We start from the raw sequence: 639 nt of genomic DNA, 5'->3' as shown, positions 1-639 counted from the left end.
TCGCAACGTCTTTTAAGCGAATCAAATTACCCGTATCACGACCGTGAATGATCAGGTTTTCTAACGCTTGAACTGTATTCAGCGTACCGCTAGGACGAATGACGAGGCTTTCACCATTCACCATAACTTCGCCAGCCGAAACCACGTTATTCTGTTGGTTAAGCAAACCAGAAACAACGTTCATGTCGAGATTCAGAGACGCAAGGCGGTCAAGCGAGATTTCAACGAACAACATCTCTTGCTGGTCACCTGCAATGTCTACTTTGCCCACGCCATCAACCAGTTCGATTTCACGTCGTAGGTGGTCGGCATAGCGTTTGAGCTCGACATAGTCGTAATCGTCGCCGGTCAGCATCAACATGACACCGTACACGTCACCGAAGTCATCAATAATCTGCAGAGATTGCACACCTTGCGGTAAAGTTGGTTGCAGATCGTTGATTTTACGGCGCATTTCGTCCCAAATCTGTGGCAGTTCGTCTGGGCCGTAATCCATCTTCATACTGACCATGATCTGCGACATACCATTCGAAGAGGTCGACGTGATTCGATCAATATACGGCAGTTTACGAATCTCTTTCTCAAGCGGATACGTTAATTCTTCTTCCACTTCTTTGGAGGTCGCCCCAGGCTAAGTCG

1 pseudogene is annotated in these 639 nt (G+C 47.7%); it reads right to left on the bottom strand.

The features are described from left to right. Positions 1-631, bottom strand: a pseudogene (locus R8N47_RS25970) (efflux RND transporter permease subunit); the annotation flags it as partial. Positions 632-639 lie beyond the last annotated feature (8 nt).

Source organism: Vibrio sp. 2132-1 (genome assembly GCF_033344315.1).
Note: the sequence above shows the minus strand (reverse complement) of the source record. Positions and strands in the feature narration are given on the sequence as shown.